Source organism: Pseudoalteromonas sp. SR44-8 (genome assembly GCF_014163635.1).
Taxonomy (GTDB): domain Bacteria; phylum Pseudomonadota; class Gammaproteobacteria; order Enterobacterales; family Alteromonadaceae; genus Pseudoalteromonas; species Pseudoalteromonas rhizosphaerae.
This window is the reverse complement of record NZ_JACJDS010000012.1, coordinates 98,959-115,713: the sequence shown is the minus strand read 5'-3', so window position 1 is coordinate 115,713 and position 16,755 is coordinate 98,959. Positions and strand designations below refer to the sequence as shown.

Genomic DNA, 16,755 nt, shown 5'->3' with positions numbered 1-16,755 from the left:
CTATTGATCTAATGAACTGAGATTTATTTTTTAATTGGATCTAAAAAGAAATTAGTATGTTTTAGTATACTTTTGGAAGCTATTAATAAAACTTATACTTCAAACAACACCCAAATGAGGAATTTGGGTGGCAGTCTTACCAGCCACATCTCGGCACACACGTCACAAACTGTGGCTGCTCCCTTCCGGGCCTGACCAGGTTCGCCTGCTAGTGTTGCGAGAGGACCAATAAGACTACCATTGAGGGCCTTGGTTGGCGCGGGAGAGATTATCTCTACTTTTGCTGTGTTATTCAAGGGGAAACACAAAAAGAAAGTGCGATTGCATGTTAAACATACAATCGTACTGTTTTTTAAACGATTTAAGTAAGATTATTGATTATCTAACTCTTTTTTTACGTTACGTAGTACAGCTTTTATTTTTTTCATGTTTTCAGGGCCCATGCGTAGCAGTTGTTTTTGTGCCGCCGGTAGGCGTTCCCATTCTGAGTAAGCATATTGATAAGTTACTGAATCACGTAACAGTGGCATATCCCCTTTTGGCTCTGGGGTATCTAGCAGCAATTCTATGGCGTCAGTAAGTGTTTGATTAAACGCATCACCTTGATAGCCAATTTCTGTATACGCATCATTGATAAGTGGTTTGTACTCATCGTATAAACGTACGATTTGTGCTGCACTCATGCTAGTAAAGATTTTTACATAAGGGGTATAACGCTCATAGCTGTTTGGATCAATGGTAAGAATATCACCCTCTACTACACTAAAGCCTTCTTCTAACTTAATAACAGGAGTGTGTTTTTGGGCAATTTTACCTTTGGCAAGATTATCTATAAATACCACACCGCGACGAATAACATCGTCGTTTATAACCAAACTCATAGCTGCATCACCTAAGTATTCGTCTAACTTAGCAACAACGACAGGATCGCTTTCATCAAGAGTAGGTAGTGGTTCTACTTGCGGCTCAGGCTCTACTGGGCGTGGTGTTGGCACGGCTAAATCAGCAGGCTTTTCAGGATTAACAGATGGGGCATTAACAACCGGATCGTTCTCTGGTTTTAGCTCCATCATGGGGCGCTCTGCTACGGGTTGCTCAACTTCGGTTGCTGTTTGTGACTCATCACTTGAGTTTAATAACACAAACGCTGCAGCAATAATGATAATAATTAAAATGATGCCTGCAAATAAAAGGTTATTATTCGGTGGACGTTTTTGAACATCTGACGCTGATGGTTGATCTGACATACGAACTCCATAAATATTAAAATGCGATAACAGTAAGAGTACCCTAAATGGATTTAATTCATAGCCTACACTAATAATTATTAACGTAGCTAAGGTATCCTTTGATTCTTCTAGCTTAAAGACTTACAGTTAATAAATAAAGTAAAGACGCTTAACCGCTTAATTGCAACGACGAAACTCAACTATGAAAATCAAGCAAATCGATAAAAACAAACCTAAAGTTGCTCTGTTACTGACCGGTGGTGGTGCACGTGCCGCTTACCAAGTTGGGGTTCTTAAAGCGCTCGCGCAAAGTATGCCGCGTACCGCCCCGCTGCCATTTACTATTATTAATGGTACATCTGCCGGAGCGATCAATTCAGCCGCGCTAGCAAGCTATGCTTCATGCACCCATTTGGCGGTACGTAAACTGGAATCTGTTTGGAAAAACTTTTCTACGTCAATGGTATATAAAAGTGATTTTATCAGCGTGTTTGGCCATTTAATGCGTAACATGCTGACTAGTTTTCAATCTGAACATATTAATCATCCACCAGCGAGCTTGTTGAATAATCAGCCTTTACGTAATTTACTTAATGAAATTTTAGATTTAACTCGCATTGAGCGTAATTTACACCGTAATTATTTAGATGCGCTGTCAATCACCGCATCAAGCTATACCACGGGTGATTCTGTGGCGTTTTTTCAATCTAATACACAGTCACCTTGGCGGCGCGCTAAACGCGAAGGCCAAGCGGCACGTATTAACGTTGAACATTTAATGGCGTCCAGTGCAATTCCTATGGTGTTTCCGAGCGTAAATGTATACAACCACTACTTTGGTGATGGCTCTATTCACCAATTATCGCCTCTGAGTCCATGTGTCCATTTAGGCGCTGAAAAAATATTTATTATCGGTGTTGATCAGCCCAAAGAAGCTCATCCGCCGGGTTATCTACCTCACTTCCCAGGGTTATCCTCGATTGCGGGCCATTTGCTCGACAGTGTGTTTACCGACACCTTACAGTCAGATCTTGAGCGCCTTGAACGAATTAACCGAACTTTAGGTTTGTTACCTGGGCGTGATAAACACCAAGAATTAAAGCAAATACAAAGTTTTGTGATCAATCCATCAGAAAACTTTAATGCCATTGCTGCAAACTATTACAGTGATATGCCTTTAGCCATTAAAATATTACTGCGCATGATCGGGGTTAAAAAACGTTCTCAATCGAGTTTAACCAGTTACTTATTGTTTGAAAAACGCTATACCCAGCATTTGATTGAAATTGGTTATAAAGATGGTTTAGAGAAACTGCCACAGATACGCGAATTTTTAGAGCTCGATTAACAGTTAACTATTCACTAATCCGTACCATCGAGTAAATAGCACTCTACCCGCTCTACTCGTCGGGGTTTACCTTGTAGTACAAGAATATCTCCGGCGAGTAAAACAGTGTGCAGCGATGGACTATCAATTTCACGGTCTTTGCGTCGTAATGCTCGCACTGATACTTTACGTTTTTCGAGATTTAATTCATTAATATTTTTAGCAACCGCAAAGGCGTTTTCTGGCAGTGCCATAACGTGTAAATACTCAAGCCGCTCGGCGTTGTTTTCTTCACTATCAAATTGATCTCCAGCAAAAAAACCATGTAAAAATTGGTAACGGTTACGCCGCTCTTTGCTAACCCGCCTAACAATACGCGACATCGGCACGCCCGACATAGACAACACGTGCGACACTAACATTAAGCTCGCTTCCAGTGTTTCTGGCACCACCTCAGTCACGCCAAGCTCTTTGAGTGCTTCGAGATGACTATCATCGCGCATGCGTACCAGTATTTTCACGTCAGGAGCTATTTGCTTTATCGCATCGATCACGATTTGCGCATGTTCAAAATCGGTGAAAGTAATGATCACTAGTCGAGCTCGTTCGACTCCTGCTGATTTTAAAATATCTTTTTGTTTTACATGACCAAAAATAACGGGCTCTCCAGCTGCTTTGGCCTCTTGAACTAGTATTGGGTTACTTTCAACAGCAACGTACTCTATTGCTTCTGGCTTTAAAAACCGCGCAATAGTTTGCCCAACCCGAGAGAACCCACAGATCACTACATGGTTTTGATACAAGGTGCTACTGTTAGGCTGTTGCTGCCACTCACCGTTGGGATTTTTTAATACCCCAAGTTGTTTTAATAACCAAGGCGTCGATTCTATTAAATAAGGCGTTAAGCCCATCGACATGACTGCAATAGCAATTAAAAATGAGGCGTGATCTAAAGCTAATAATTGGTGTTTAGTAGCAAGCGCAATTAATACAAAACCAAACTCGCCCATTTGCCATAGCATGATGGCTGCTGCAATTGCATCTTGTTTTCGCTCGCCCATCAGTTGCGCTAAAAAAGTAATAACACCAATTTTTAATACTAGCATTAGCGCTAATGCAGCCACTATCCAATACCATACGCCAAACACATATAAAATATCGAGCTGCATACCGACAGTGACAAAAAATAGGCCCATTAAAATATCGCGAAATGGTCGAATATCAGCTTCTAATTGATGTCGGTACTGGCTTTCGCCGAGCATCATTCCTGCTAAAAATGCGCCCAGCGCCATCGATAAGCCAAATAAATACGTTAAGCCTGCGGCAAATAAGGCAACCACTAAGGTGGTCAAAACAAACAATTCATCGGTGCGCATTAATGCAACTTCGCTAAAGACTTTTGGCAATACCCACTTGCCTATCATCCATAACAATAAACATACAAATGCGCCTTTAGTTAAAGCGAAAGTCAGGGCCCAGGCAATGCCTTCAGTATCACTGCTTTGGGCCAGTAAAGGTAAAGTAATCAGTAACGGCACCACCGCAATATCTTGAAATAATAACATTCCGATAGCGAGCTGCCCTCGCCGCTGTTTAAGTTCGCCGGTTTCTTTAAGTAATTTAACCACCACCGCTGTTGATGACAACGCCATTAATGTCGCAATAGTGAAACTGCTCAACAAAGACAAATCCATCAACAATAAAATCAGCATAAACACAATACTTGTGACAATTACTTGCAACGTGCCCAAGCCAAATACAATATTGCGCATTGCCATTAAGCGGCCAACAGAAAACTCCAGCCCTAAACTAAATAATAAAAATACAATACCAAGCTCAGCTACAAAATGTATTTCATGACTTTGCGCCATCCAGCCAATGCCATGACTACCCGCTAATAAGCCAGTAGCAAGGTAGGCGAGGATCGGCGGTAAGCCAATGCGCTTAAATAACCATACCAGCACCACAGCAGCCAGTAATAAGCCAAATATTTGAGCCAATACACTTTGCAAATAAACCTCCTATTTATACTGTTGCCATACCGTCAAAATTTTAGCTACTTAAGAGTTAACTATAGCAACTATCTGTTTTTCAGCCAGTTTGGAATAGTGGCACAAAAATCGCTTAGAAAAGTAATAACAAACTCCTAGGGGGAGAAAACCATGGAAAATGTCCATATTTTGACGCAGCGCATCTCGGCACGTGGCGAGTTTCTGCCGTTTTCGGCAGAGCATTACCGTAATAATGAACCTGCTGCTATTCATAGTTTGCTCGAAAAACTGCAAACAACGTTAAATATAGAAGAGCTATTAACGATTTATGCTGAGCATGCAAAACAAATCATAAATTTTTCAGGCTTGCAGTTTCAGTCGTCTCTTGGAGTGGCACAAATCCCTAATAGTGATAATAGTAAACCGCCATATTCATTTAATTTAGACATAAATAATGAACATTTAGGGCAGCTGATCTATTTTTGCCAATACCCGCTTTCGGGAAGTATCAAGCAAAAGTTAGTTGGCTTACACAGCGTATTGGTTTATCCATTACGTAATGCATTAATGTATAGCCGCGTGCTAAAGCTAGCTACTAAAGACACTTTAACAGGACTTAATAATCGTAGTCAGTTTGATGCTATTTTGGCTCAGAAATTAGAGCGTTTTCGCCGCCATCATCGTCCATTTAGTCTAATGTTGTTAGATTTAGATAACTTTAAACAAGTTAATGATAGCTACGGTCATAAAATTGGCGATGACGTATTACAAGAGTTTGCCAACGTTTTATGCAGTAGTATTCGCGGGACTGATTCTGTATTTCGTTTTGGTGGTGATGAGTTTGCAGTATTAATCGATGATCCTGAATTTACCACAAATAAAGTGATTGCTCAGCGAGTAATGCAGTTAGTGACTCAGTCAAGTTTAATGAAACAATATGAAGTCACCACCAGCATTGGATTTACTTTGGCAAACAGCAAAGATTGTGAGAATGAGATTTTTGCCCGCGCCGATAAAGGTTTATACAAGGCCAAAGCATCAGGGCGTAACTGCGCTAAAGCGTATTAATTAAAGGTAAGCCTAGTTCCCCCACTAGGCTTTCTTTTATAATTATACTAATTATCTGACTTGGCTAATAACTTATAACCTAATAGTGCTAAGCAAAAACCAAAAAAGAAACCACTAATTAGGTATAACAAAGCAGCCATGCTGGTTAGTGGTACAACAATGACCATTAATAATGGAATACTCACCCCAACAATAAAAAATAGTCCACCTTTACCTAACCAGTACGCAATTAAAATAATTGCACACACCAAACCACCTAAAACCGAATACGCTAACGTTAATAGCGCAAGCTCAAACATTACCGTGGCAATGCCCGCTATAACGGCTGTAACTATTAGCCCTAACGGTGCTTTATTGACTAGTGATAAACCAACATGTGGCTGTGACGTTGTCATGTTTTTATCTCCCAAAATATACCTTTTTCATCGGCGTGTTCTGCACTTATAAAATGCCCTACGACATAAACTAATTGCTCATTATAAAAAATAAGTGGCACATTAGCACGTAACCATGGCGCTACTTTTGCATCTTTAAACCAATGTTTAATGCTGTTGTGACCCGGTTTTTTAAGCGGTTTAATACGCGCCTGTGGACAATTAAACTGGACAGAAACGTGTTCATCAAGCAATGGTTTTCTAACTCCTATACCTGATAATTGTATTAGGGTACGACCATCTGAAAGTAACTGGTTTTGAGCAGTTAGTGATTGGCTGTCAGGAACGGTTGTTTCACGTACAAAATATAAAAATTTTTGATGCCGGCGAACTTGCCCATCCGTTAACTGAATAAGTAGCTGCGCATCAGCTTTTGCTGTTAAACCTTGTGTAAGTATTTGCTGAGTTTGTTGTTGTGATGGCATAAGCGTCGTAAATTGTCCAAGCCAACAACGCAAAACATTTGCTTGGCGCGCAGCGCTAAAATTTGCTAGCTGTAAACAACTTAACCCTTGCTGGGTATTTTGGCATTGGCTTAAATCTAACTGAGTGTATTCATCAAGTACATCTTGCTGCTGTTGAAGAAGGTTAACACTGCGCGCTGCGCTTTTCTCAAAGCCGGTAAATCGTTCACTTAATAGAGGCACTATTTGCTGACGAATAAAGTTGCGATCAAAGCGCTCATCCGTATTTGAATCATCGGTAATATGCTCAAGCTTAAACTCGGTAGCAAATTGTTCAATACTGTGTCGTGTGGTGTTCAGCAGTGGCCGTAAACATTCTCGCCCAGAACTCAAGGTGCGAGTTTGCCGCATAGATGATAGGCCTTGTAATCCTGAGCCCCGTTTTAGTCTCAATAAAAACGTTTCTAGTTGATCATTTAAGTGCTGCCCTAGCAAAATAATACTGCCGCTTGGGCTATGCTGATCAAGTGCCTGATACCGAGCATCGCGGGCGAGCTCTTCTAGACTCGTGCGTGATTTATTGGTGATTTTTACCTGAGCCGAGTAAAAAGGAACTTTTACTATTGCACATAGTTTTTCGCAAAAATGCTGCCAATCGTCGCCATACTGACTTAAACCATGATTAACATAAACTGCGCTTAATTGCAGTTGCGGTATTTCAGCTTTTAGCGCATTCATTATATGCAGTAATACCACCGAATCCACACCACCAGAGAGCGCTACCGTAAATGCGGTTTTGTGCTCATCGGTATAAGGCGTAATGGCATTTTTTACTTGTTGGTATAACGATGTTGTTTGCATGAGTAACCATCAACTTAAATTTAGTAGTGATCCAAGCTCCAAAGCATTCTAAAACAAAAAAGCCGCAATAGCGGCTTTTTTTCATCAATTTGGTTGTTTTGTTTATCTTAACAATAACCAAACGACATTAAACGTTTATAGCGTTGATCAAGCATCTCATCCAGTGACAGAGCTTGTAAATCAGCTAAATCGCGCTTAAGTTGATTTTTCAGGTTACGCGCCATACCTTCGTAGTTACGGTGTGCGCCACCTAATGGCTCTTCAACTAAGCTGTTGATCAAATCAAGCTCTTTAACACGCTCAGCGGTTACACCCATCGCTTCTGCAGCAAGAGGAGCTTTATCAGCGCTCTTCCACAAAATTGATGCACAACCTTCTGGTGAAATCACCGAGTAAGTACTGTACTGCAACATGTTAACGCGATCACCTACACCAATGGCTAGAGCACCACCTGAGCCACCTTCACCAATAACCGTACAAATTGTTGGCACTTTTAATGCTGCCATCACTTTAAGGTTACGTGCGATTGCTTCAGATTGGCCTCGCTCTTCAGCGCCAACACCAGGGTATGCACCTGGGGTGTCGATAAAGGTCATAATTGGCATTTTAAAACGCTCTGCCATTTCCATTAAGCGTAATGCTTTACGGTAACCTTCAGGCTTTGGCATACCAAAGTTGCGTTTAATTTTTTCAGCTGTGTCACGGCCTTTTTGTTGGCCAATAACCATCACTGGTTGACCTTCAAAGCGTGCAACACCGCCTAAAATTGCCGGATCATTCGCAAAAGTACGATCGCCAGCAAACTCGTCAAATTCCGTGAAAATACGCTCGATATAATCTCGAGTATAAGGACGCAACGGATGACGGGCTAACTGAGACACCTGCCAAGCACCTAATTTAGAGAATATTTCCTCTTTCATTTTAGCGCTTTTCTCTTTTAATCGACTGACTTCCTCTTCTAACTCAAGGTCTAAATCGCCAGCGCGGCTTATATTTTGTAACTCTTCAATTTTTGCTTCTAACTCTGCGATTGGAAGCTCAAAATCAAGATAATTGAGGCTCATGCTCTAAACTACCTAATTAGTTAAATTCTAGTTCTACATCTTGCGCCGCCATTAACGATAACTTATGAATTAAGTCATCACTAGGCGTAACACACCATTCTGTCCCGAGGGTTAACTGTGCCAACGCATCTGGACGCTGATAGTAAACCTTAATCGGACAAGTACCAAACTTATAAGGTTCGAGTACTTTTTGTAATTTATCGAAGAAGTTGGCTTCGATTTGCACCATATTTAGCGTCATTTTAATCGCTTTAATACGTTTTTCGCGCGCTTGCGCGATGGTGCATATGTCTCTGGCGGTCATTGTAATACCACCGGAGAAGTTATCAAAGCTGACCTGTCCAGATATTACCAAGATATTGTTGATTTGCAGCATATCTTGGTACATTTCAAACTGTTCTGGGAATAAGCGTACATCAATACGGGCACTCTTGTCATCTAAAGTTACAAGCCCCCAACGATTTCCCTTTTTATTTACTAGTGTACGTGCAGCTATAACAAGGCCTGCAGCGGTTGATTGCACATCACGATTAGTTGGCTGTAAATCCACTAATTTACCACTGGTGTAATATTTCAGCTCTTTACGATACTGATTTATTGGGTGCCCGGTTAAATATAAGCCTAAGGTTTCTTTTTCCCCATCAAGCCATTGGTTATCAGTCAGTGGCGTGGCTTTTATAAATGCTTGCTCGACTTCATCCGGCTCTGTCGCTAATAAACCAAATAAATCAGTTTGCCCTAACGACTCTGCTTTATGATGCTGATCAGCCGCTTTCATCGCGTCTTTTAAGCTTGCCAATAACGTAGCACGCGCTGGTTGCGTTTTCTCGGGACCGAGTTGATCAAGCGCACCGGCGTAAATAAGTTTTTCGGTTACGCGTTTATTGATACGTTTTAAATCTACCCGCGCACAAAAATCGAATAGGTCTTTAAATGGCCCACCGTTACTTCGCGCTTCTAAAATTGCATCTACAGGCGCTTCACCCACGCCTTTGATAGCACCAATACCATAAACAATTTCACCCTTGAGGTTTACTGTAAACTTATAGGCACCGGCATTTACATCAGGCGGTAATAAAGTGAGTTTCATATTCTCACATTCATCAACCAAGGTGACGATTTTTTCAGTGTTATCCATATCAGCCGACATCACCGCCGCCATAAATTCAGCAGGATAATGGGTTTTCATCCACAGCGTTTGGTACGATACTAACGCATAGGCTGCGGAGTGCGATTTATTGAAACCGTAGCCTGCGAACTTCTCTACCAAGTCGAAGATCTTAATCGCCAGTTCGCCGTCAATGCCGTTATTTCGCGCACCATCTTCAAATGTTGAACGCTGTTTTGCCATCTCTTCTGGCTTTTTCTTACCCATTGCACGACGTAACATATCGGCGCCACCTAGGGTGTAACCAGCCAGTACCTGAGCAATTTGCATTACTTGTTCTTGATACAAGATAATGCCGTAAGTCGGCTCCAAAATAGGCTTTAAGCTTTCGTGTTGATATTGTGCATCTGGATAAGAAATTTCTTCGCGACCAAGTTTTCGGTCGATAAAGTTATCTACCATGCCTGACTGCAATGGCCCGGGACGAAACAAGGCTACCAAGGCGATCATATCTTCAAAGCAATCGGGCTTTAAGCGCCTTACTAAGTCTTTCATACCACGGGATTCAAGTTGGAATACCGCGGTAGTTTCTGCTCTTAATAGCAGCTCTATACTCTTTTTATCATTCAGTGGAATGGTGTTGATATCTATTGACTCTTTGCCCTCTCGGGTTAAGCGCTCATTAGTCATATCAACTGCCCATTGCAAAATGGTCAGGGTTCGTAGACCTAAGAAGTCAAACTTTACTAATCCGGCGGTCTCTACGTCATTTTTATCAAACTGAGTAACCGGAAACTTACCTTCATCGTCACAATACAGGGCGGCAAAATCAGTAATTGTAGTCGGTGAAATAACCACACCACCGGCATGTTTACCAGCGTTACGTGTACAGCCTTCAAGGATGCGACACATATCGATTAAGTCTTTTACTTCTGTATCGCCATCGTAAGCTTCTTGCAGGCGCGGCTCAACATCAAACGCTTTTGCCAACGTCATGCCGGGATCGCCTGGGATCAGTTTTGATATACGGTCAACAAATCCGTACGGGTGGCCAAGTACTCGGCCAACATCGCGTATTACCGCTTTTGCTGCCATAGTACCAAAAGTAATGATCTGTGATACCGCGTCTCGTCCATATAGAGCCGATACGTGATCGATTACTTCATCGCGTCTATCCATACAGAAATCGACGTCGAAATCCGGCATTGATACACGTTCAGGGTTCAAGAAGCGCTCGAAAAGTAAATCAAATTCAAGCGGATCAAGATCGGTAATTTTCAGCGCGTACGCCACTAACGAACCCGCACCTGAACCACGCCCTGGCCCAACTGGAATATTGTTATCTTTACTCCACTGGATGAACTCCATTACGATCAAGAAGTAACCAGGGAAACCCATTTGGTTAATTACATCGAGCTCGATTTGTAAACGCTCGTCGTATTCAACACGTTTTTCTGCTCGGTCAGCTTCATCAGGGAATAAAAACTGTAGGCGCTCTTCAAGACCGTCTCGGGATACTTTCACCAAGAAGTCTTCAATTTTTAATGAGCCGGTTGGGTAATCTGGTAAGAAATACGTACCAAGCTGCACCGTCACATTACAGCGTTTGGCGATTTCCACACTGTTTTGCAGCGCTTCTGGGATATCACTAAACAGCTCAGCCATTTGTGCTGGGGTTTTTAAGTACTGCTCTTCAGAGAAGCGCTTTGGTCGGCGTTTATCATCAAGCGTATAGCCGTCAAATATTGCTACGCGTATTTCGTGGGCCTCGAAGTTTTCAGGCTTCAAAAATACCACTTCGTTGGTAGCCACCACTGGCAATTGCTCAACGGTTGCAAGCTCAACCGCTAAGTGTAAATAGTCTTCTTCTTGTGTACGCTTAGTACGTATCAACTCAATATAGTAGTTATCACTAAAATGCTGTTTATAAAAACTAACCACCGACTCAACTGTGGCTGGGTTGCCTTTTAATAGCGCTTTACCTAAATCGCCATCTTTGGCACCAGAGAGTAAAATAAGCCCTTCTTTGTGCTCAACTAACCAATCTCGTTCAATAACAGGGCGATGAAATAAATGCCCACGTTGATACGCTTTAGAGATTAAAAGGGTAAGATTTTTATAACCGACATTATCTTTAGCTAAAATAACTAACCGACAAGGCCCTTCTGGAAACTCTGGGCTGTGTAACCAAAAATCAGCACCAACAATTGGTTTAATACCCGCATTATGAGCGGTGTCGTAAAAGCGCACTAAACCACATAAGTTCATTTGGTCGGTAATGGCCAATGCCGGTAATTGTAATTCCTGCGCTTTGGCGACAATCGGTTTAGTTTTCGCTAAACCATCGACCATTGAAAAGTCTGAATGTACCCGTAAATGCACAAAATCTGGAGCTGCCATTACTTCTCCTGCATCGCCAGTACACGTTGTACTGGTTTAAAGCTTTTACGATGTTCACTAATGGCGCCGTACTGCTCAAGAGCAGCAAAATGTGCCTTGGTTGGGTAGCCTTTATGACCTGCAAAACCATATTCTGGATAGCGTTTATCAAGCTCAATCATTTCATCATCACGGGCAACTTTAGCAATAATGGATGCTGCTGAGATCTCTGCCACTAGACTGTCGCCTTTTATTACGGCTTGTGCCGGCATACTGAGCGCAGGTAGGCGATTGCCATCGACAAATACAAACTCAGGGGTGGTACTTAAGCCTTCAACCGCACGAGTCATTGCCAGCATAGTGGCATGGAGAATATTTAACTCGTCGATTTCTGTGGGGCTACATCGGCCAATGGACCAACACAGCGCTTTTTCTTTGATCTCAATTGCTAGTGCTTGGCGTTTTTTATCGGTTAACTTTTTTGAATCCGCAAGACCAGCTATCGGTTTAGCTGGATCGAGGATCACCGCAGCGGTCACTACATCGCCAACTAATGGCCCACGGCCGACTTCATCAACGCCAGCGATAAAGCTGAGGTTAGGTCGTTCAATTTGCATCTATAATCTCCGCAACAGCAGTGGCTGCTTGCTCACTAGCATTTAAGCGTATTTGCTGGTGAATGGCTAAAAAACGCGCTTTTAACTCGCGATTATCACTATTTAGCATTGGTTCAAGGGCGTTCGTTAGGTTTTCAACGCTGCAATCATGCTGCATAAATTCAGGCACTAGCTCTTCGTCAGCTAATAAGTTTGGTAACGAAAAGTATTTAATATTAAAAGTGAATAAACTTTTAAAAATCCAATAACTTAGGGCTTTTATTTTATAGCCAACCACCATAGGTTTTTTATAAAGCATCCCTTCCAGGGTCGCGGTACCTGATGCAATTAAAATCACATCTGCCGCTTGCATTGCAAGGTTCGATTGCCCATCCAACAACTGAATATTTAGTTGTGGCGCTGTAGCTGCCAAAATAGCACTAAATTGTGCTTTGCGTTGCTCATTTACTAATGGCACCACTATTTTTAAATCAGGATTTTTAGCTTGTAGCCCGGCCGCTGTTTTAAGGTAAGTTTCACTAAGCAACCCTACTTCTGAGCCTCGACTACCTGGCAATAATGCCAGTACTTTATCATCAAGGCTTAAACCCAATTGTTGACGCGCTGCGCTGTCGTCATGCTCAAGGGCAATATCATCAGCCAGTGTATGGCCAACAAAAGTACATGGCACATTATGTTTATCGTAAAATGCTTTTTCAAACGGTAATAAAGCCAGCACCATATTGGTTGCAGCGCTGATTTTGTGGATACGTTTTTCTCGCCATGCCCACACTGATGGACTTACATATTGAATCGTTTTAATCCCAGCATCTTTTAACGGCTTTTCAACCCGTAAATTAAAGTCAGGTGCATCAATACCTATATAAACGTCTGGCGGGTTATCAATAAAGTGTTGGACTAGTTGCTTGCGAATTTTTAATAACCGCGGTAATCGGCCTAGCACTTCCACTAAGCCCATTACAGCTAACTCTTCCATATCAAATAAGCTACTACAGCCTTGCGCCTGCATTTTCGGCCCTGCAATACCTTCAAAAATGGCATCAGGGTAGCGCTGTTTCAATGCTTTAATTAGGCCTTCACCTAAAATATCACCAGAGAGCTCTCCAACTACAATCGCTATACGTAGTGGCTGTTTATCTTTATTCATGGCTGTTTTTTATTCACAAGTCAACAAGACGGTCATAGGCAGTAGTCTAGCTTGTTTTACTGCGCGATTAAATGACACACCCTGAATAAATTAGAGAAACCTTCAGCAACGTACCTTTACTGATACAATCAGAACTATTTGCCTGTTTTTCAAACATATATTGGTAAATAGTTAAGCTCTGTGTTTCACTAACTAAAGCCGATTAAAAAGCGTCGCATTAATCATAATGGGGTAATATTTATCCATGTTGTGATTGACAATAATTAACCAAAAGAGAATAATGCATAAAGTTTCAATAATTACTGAAACTTCATTAACTAACTTTTGCTTACTTTATTTGTTTTGTGACTCGCCCGCACATACAAGGAGCTATAAAAAATGATAGATGAAACCTTTGTGGATCTATCGCGATTACAGTTTGCTGTCACCGCCCTGTTTCACTTTTTATTTGTACCACTGACTCTAGGTATGACCTGGATTTTAGTGATCATGGAGTCGGTTTATGTAATGACCGGCCGAGAAATCTACCGTGATATGACCAAGTTTTGGGGTAAACTATTTGGCATTAACTTCGCCATTGGTGTAGCCACAGGCCTTACCATGGAGTTTGAATTTGGTACTAACTGGTCTTATTACTCTCATTATGTGGGCGATGTATTTGGCGCTCCCCTTGCGATAGAAGGGTTAATGGCATTCTTTTTAGAATCGACCTTTGTGGGTATGTTTTTTTTAGGCTGGGAGCGGCTCAGTAAACGCCAGCATTTAGGTGCAACCTTTTTAATGGCTATTGGTACTAATATGTCTGCGCTGTGGATATTAGTCGCTAATGGTTGGATGCAAAACCCTGTCGGTGCTGAATTTAACTATCAAACTATGCGCATGGAAATGACGAGTTTTGCCGAGCTTGTGTTTAACCCTGTCGCACAAGTTAAGTTTATTCATACTGTGTCTGCGGGCTATGTTGCCGCATCCATGTTCGTATTGGGGATCAGTAGTTGGTATATCCTTAAGGGCCGTGATCTCGCTTTTGCAAAACGCTCTTTTTCAGTCGCTAGCGGCTTTGGTTTAGCCTCAGTATTGTGTGTTATTTTACTTGGCGATGAATCAGGCTATGAAGTCGGTGAAGTACAAAAAGTAAAACTGGCAACCATTGAAGCTGAATGGCACACCGAGGAAGCACCCGCTGCGTTTACGTTAGTGGGGATCCCTGATTCCGATAAACAGGTGACCCATGCCGCCGTTAAAATCCCGTATGCGCTAGGCTTAATAGCGACCCGCTCGTTAGATGAGCAAGTTACCGGCATTAATGATTTAGAAAAACAACACGAAGTGCGTATTCGTAACGGTATGATCGCTTATAAATACCTTGAAAAACTGCGCAGTGGTGATGACTCAGCTGAGAATATTGCTAAGTTTGACACCCTCAAAGCTGATTTAGGCTACGGCTTATTGTTAAAGCGTTATACACCAAATGTAGTGGATGCAACTGAAGCACAAATTCAGCAAGCCGTTAAAGATTCGTTCCCTCAAGTAGGCCCGATGTTTTGGTCATTTAGGATCATGGTTGGCTGTGGTGTGATTATGCTGGGCGTATTTGTATTGTCTTTTTATTACAATGCACATCGTGTGATTGAACAAAAACGTTGGTTATTGTGGGCTGCGGTGTGGAGTATCCCTCTACCTTGGATAGCAATTGAATTTGGCTGGATAGTTGCCGAGTATGGCCGTCAGCCGTGGGCAATTTCAGAAATACTGCCGACCTTTTTAGCGACCTCGTCACTGACTGTCAATGATATTTTAATAAGCTTAACCGGCTTTATCGTATTCTACACCGGCCTTGCTATTGTCGAAGGCTGGCTGATGCTGCGATTTGTAAAAATAGGACCAAGTTCATTGCACACTGGTAAATATCACTTTGAACATTTAGATGACCATACTAATGGCGACCAAATAACTGACGAGCAAGGAGCAAAATCATGATTTTCGATTATGAAACGTTAAAGTTACTTTGGTGGGTTATCATCGGCGTATTGTTAATTGGTTTTGCAATCACCGATGGTATGGACATGGGCGTGGCTATGCTTATCAAGTTAGTTGGTAAAACCGACAGTGAACGCCGTGTGGTGATCAATACGGTAGGTCCACACTGGGATGGTAACCAAGTATGGTTTATCACCGCAGGTGGTGCCTTATTTGCAGCGTGGCCGATGGTTTATGCGGCTGCATTTTCGGGCTTTTACTTTGCTATGATGTTGGTATTGTTTGCCTTATTTTTTAGACCTTTGGGTTTTGACTATCGCAGCAAAATTGACTCTCCGCGCTGGCGTAACAATTGGGATTGGGGCTTATTTGCTGGCAGTGCCATTCCTGCTCTGGTATTTGGCGTGGCCTTTGGCAATCTGTTTTTAGGTGTGCCATTTAGTATTGATGAATACCTTAGAACCAGCTACCAAGGATCTTTCTTTGCATTATTAAATCCATTTGCCTTATTAGCCGGCTTGATCAGCGTAACTATGTTACTTGCCCATGGCGGTATGTGGTTACAGCTGCGTACAGACAGTGATGTTGCTCGTCGCTCAGCGCAATATGGTCGTTATGCACTGTTAGCATTCATCGTGTTATTTGCTGTTGCAGGTATTTGGATTGCTAATCTTGATGGTTACCAAATAATCTCGATGGGTGATACGCAAGGCTTTGCAAACCCACTAGATAAAACAGTAACCACCTCTGCAGGTGCTTGGTTAAACAATTATCAACAAATGCCTTTAACTATGCTGTTCCCTGCGGTCGCTTTTTTAATGGCTGCATTAGCGTGGATATGTTCAAAAATTAATAGACCGGGCCTGGCATTAATAGCAACAAGCTTAATGCTTGGCGGTGTGATCATGACGGCTGGAATGTCCTTATTCCCATTTATTATGCCATCAAGTAATCACCCTGATATTAGTTTAACAATATGGGATGCGGTTTCTAGCCATAGAACATTGAATGTAATGTTTATTGCAGTAAGTATTTTTGTGCCACTTATTTTACTTTACACCACATGGTGTTATGTGAAAATGTGGCGCAAAGTAACCGTAGAAGAAATTGAAAATAACAGCCATGGCAGTTACTAAGGAGATTTGA

Annotated in this window: 12 protein-coding genes and 1 other RNA gene; 4 read left to right on the top strand and 9 right to left on the bottom strand. The window is 41.9% G+C overall.

Annotation, left to right across the window (positions count from 1 at the left end):
* Positions 1-134 precede the first annotated feature (134 nt).
* Positions 135-231, bottom strand: an RNA gene (gene ffs, locus H5183_RS08035) — signal recognition particle sRNA small type.
* A gap of 140 nt (positions 232-371) precedes the next feature.
* The gene (locus H5183_RS08030) at positions 372-1,247 is read right to left on the bottom strand and encodes a DUF3014 domain-containing protein (protein WP_145240520.1); all 876 of its coding nucleotides are present in this window, start codon (positions 1,245-1,247) and stop codon (positions 372-374) included.
* 184 nt (positions 1,248-1,431) lie between these two features.
* Here H5183_RS08030 and H5183_RS08025 point away from each other — a divergent pair, with 184 nt between their 5' ends.
* The gene (locus H5183_RS08025) at positions 1,432-2,577 is read left to right on the top strand and encodes a patatin-like phospholipase family protein (protein ID WP_145240518.1); all 1,146 of its coding nucleotides are present in this window, start codon (positions 1,432-1,434) and stop codon (positions 2,575-2,577) included.
* 14 nt (positions 2,578-2,591) lie between these two features.
* On the opposite strand, the gene H5183_RS08020 is transcribed toward H5183_RS08025, so the two are convergent.
* Positions 2,592-4,568 (bottom strand): monovalent cation:proton antiporter-2 (CPA2) family protein, encoded by a 1,977-nt coding sequence (locus tag H5183_RS08020; RefSeq protein ID WP_182731389.1) that lies wholly within the window; start codon positions 4,566-4,568, stop codon positions 2,592-2,594.
* Positions 4,569-4,718: 150 nt separating this feature from the next.
* On the opposite strand from H5183_RS08020, the gene H5183_RS08015 reads away from it, so the two are divergent.
* The gene (locus H5183_RS08015; protein WP_145240514.1) at positions 4,719-5,615 is read left to right on the top strand and encodes a GGDEF domain-containing protein; all 897 of its coding nucleotides are present in this window, start codon (positions 4,719-4,721) and stop codon (positions 5,613-5,615) included.
* Between the two features lie 47 nt (positions 5,616-5,662).
* On the opposite strand, the gene H5183_RS08010 is transcribed toward H5183_RS08015, so the two are convergent.
* The 6 genes from H5183_RS08010 to lpxB form a co-directional block, all read right to left on the bottom strand.
* Positions 5,663-6,010 carry a hypothetical protein gene (locus tag H5183_RS08010; protein WP_182731388.1) on the bottom strand — a complete coding sequence of 116 codons (348 nt, stop codon included), beginning with the start codon at positions 6,008-6,010 and terminating at the stop codon, positions 5,663-5,665.
* The gene (gene tilS, locus H5183_RS08005) at positions 6,007-7,314 is read right to left on the bottom strand and encodes a tRNA lysidine(34) synthetase TilS (RefSeq protein WP_182731387.1); all 1,308 of its coding nucleotides are present in this window, start codon (positions 7,312-7,314) and stop codon (positions 6,007-6,009) included. The genes H5183_RS08010 and tilS overlap by 4 nt, the downstream gene beginning before the upstream one ends.
* A gap of 107 nt (positions 7,315-7,421) precedes the next feature.
* Complete coding sequence (gene accA / locus H5183_RS08000) at positions 7,422-8,378, bottom strand: acetyl-CoA carboxylase carboxyl transferase subunit alpha (protein ID WP_145240508.1); 957 nt, start codon at positions 8,376-8,378, stop codon at positions 7,422-7,424.
* A gap of 16 nt (positions 8,379-8,394) precedes the next feature.
* Positions 8,395-11,886: a DNA polymerase III subunit alpha gene (gene dnaE / locus H5183_RS07995; protein WP_145240506.1), complete on the bottom strand. Its 3,492-nt coding sequence runs from the start codon at positions 11,884-11,886 to the stop codon at positions 8,395-8,397.
* Positions 11,886-12,482: a ribonuclease HII gene (gene rnhB, locus H5183_RS07990; RefSeq protein WP_145240504.1), complete on the bottom strand. Its 597-nt coding sequence runs from the start codon at positions 12,480-12,482 to the stop codon at positions 11,886-11,888. Before rnhB ends, dnaE begins: the two co-directional genes overlap by 1 nt.
* Positions 12,472-13,629, bottom strand: a complete 1,158-nt coding sequence (gene lpxB, locus H5183_RS07985; RefSeq protein ID WP_145240502.1) for a lipid-A-disaccharide synthase — start codon at positions 13,627-13,629, stop codon at positions 12,472-12,474. The genes rnhB and lpxB overlap by 11 nt, the downstream gene beginning before the upstream one ends.
* 378 nt (positions 13,630-14,007) lie before the next feature.
* Here lpxB and H5183_RS07980 point away from each other — a divergent pair, with 378 nt between their 5' ends.
* Positions 14,008-15,609, top strand: coding sequence for a cytochrome ubiquinol oxidase subunit I (locus H5183_RS07980; RefSeq protein ID WP_182731386.1), 1,602 nt, complete (start codon positions 14,008-14,010; stop codon positions 15,607-15,609).
* Entirely contained in the window at positions 15,606-16,745 is a 1,140-nt protein-coding gene (gene cydB / locus H5183_RS07975) for a cytochrome d ubiquinol oxidase subunit II (RefSeq protein ID WP_145240499.1), read from the top strand. The genes H5183_RS07980 and cydB overlap by 4 nt, the downstream gene beginning before the upstream one ends.
* Positions 16,746-16,755: the final 10 nt, after the last annotated feature.